Source organism: Lysobacter sp. N42, assembly GCF_004344885.1.
Window position 1 is genome coordinate 1 of sequence record NZ_SKFB01000106.1, and the last position, 1,389, is coordinate 1,389.

The 1,389-nt window shown below is 71.3% G+C and carries 3 protein-coding genes and 1 pseudogene; 3 read left to right on the forward strand and 1 reads right to left on the reverse strand.

Translation table 11 applies throughout. The features are described 5' to 3' along the window. Positions 1-95, forward strand: a pseudogene (locus EYQ95_RS26115) (IS5/IS1182 family transposase); the annotation flags it as partial. 16 nt (positions 96-111) lie between these two features. On the opposite strand, the gene EYQ95_RS26120 reads toward EYQ95_RS26115, so the two are convergent. Next, on the reverse strand, positions 112-450 hold the full coding sequence (locus tag EYQ95_RS26120; RefSeq protein WP_132332138.1) for a P-II family nitrogen regulator: 339 nt from the start codon (positions 448-450) through the stop codon (positions 112-114). 161 nt (positions 451-611) lie between these two features. On the opposite strand from EYQ95_RS26120, the gene EYQ95_RS26125 reads away from it, so the two are divergent. Both EYQ95_RS26125 and EYQ95_RS26130 read left to right on the forward strand, forming a co-directional pair. Continuing rightward, entirely contained in the window at positions 612-893 is a 282-nt protein-coding gene (locus tag EYQ95_RS26125) for an accessory factor UbiK family protein (protein WP_132332142.1), read from the forward strand. Between the two features lie 10 nt (positions 894-903). Continuing rightward, the coding region (locus tag EYQ95_RS26130; protein ID WP_132332140.1) for a magnesium chelatase domain-containing protein at positions 904-1,389 on the forward strand (486 nt) is incomplete at its 3' end.

The window sequence follows — 1,389 nt, forward strand, 5'->3', positions numbered from 1 at the left end:
AAGGGTTCCGCCGCATCTTCAGCCGCTTCGACAAGCTCGACGTCATGTTCGCGGCCTTCATCCACTTCGCACTGATCATCGAATCGTTGCGATAGTGTTAACAGGCCCTAGCTAGAGCGCGTCGGCGTCCAGCTCGCCGGTGCGGATGCGCACCACGCGCTCGAGGTCCCAGACGAAGATCTTGCCGTCGCCGATCTTGCCCGTGCCCGCGGCCTTCATGATGGCCTCGACCACGGCGTCGAGCTGGTCGTCGGTCACCGCCACCTCGAGCTTGATCTTGGGCAGGAAGTCGACCACGTACTCGGCGCCGCGGTAGAGCTCGGTATGGCCCTTCTGGCGGCCGAAGCCCTTCACTTCCGTCGCGGTGATGCCCGCCACGCCGGCATCGGCCAGCGCCTCGCGCACGTCGTCGAGCTTGAACGGCTTGATCACCGCCATGACCATCTTCATCGGGCATCCTCCTGTGGCGGCAGCATACCGGCAGGCGCCGTCCGCCGCCGACGGGTTAGAGTGCGCATCCCTCGGAGTTTTCCCACGGCGCCCCGCAAGGGCCGCCGACGGACCGGAACCGGCCGCGGGCGCAGCCTGTGCGCAGTGCCGGAGACATGCCCATGATCGACCTCGACCAACTCGACGAACTCGCCCGCCGCCTGTCCTCGCTGGTGCCGCCCGGCCTGCGCGGGGAATCGGCGCAGGAGCTGCGCAACGAGCTGCAGCAGAACTTCCGTGCGGTGCTGCAGTCGGGCCTGTCGCGGCTGGACCTGGTGACCCGCGAAGAGTTCGAGGTGCAGCGCGCGGTGCTGCTGCGCACGCGCGAGAAGCTCGAGCAGCTCGAGCGCACGGTCGCCGGCCTGGAATCGCAGGCCGACGCCCCCGTCGCCCCGCGCCACTGAGCCCGCCGCCATGAACCTCGCCATCGTGCACAGCCGTGCGCGATCGGGCATCCGCGCGCCCGAAGTCCGGGTGGAGGTGCACCTGGGCGGCGGCCTGCCGTCCATGGGCATCGTCGGCCTGCCCGAAGCCGCCGTGCGCGAGGCCAAAGACCGCGTGCGCGCGGCCATCGCCTGCGCGCAGTTCGAGTTCCCGCAGCGGCGCATCACCGTGAACCTGGCACCGGCGGACCTGCCCAAGGAAGGCGGCCGCTTCGACCTGCCGATCGCGCTGGGCATCCTCGCCGCCAGCGGGCAGATCCCGCTGGAGGGCCTGCGCGACGCCGAGTTCGTGGGCGAGCTGGCGCTCACCGGCGAGCTGCGCGCGGTGGACGGCGTGCTGCCGGCCGCGCTTGCCGCCGGCGGGGCCGGGCGCCGGCTCGTGGTGCCCGAGGCCAACGGCGCCGAGGCCGCGCTGGCCGAGGGCGTGGAAACGCGCACCGCGCGCACGCTGCTGCAG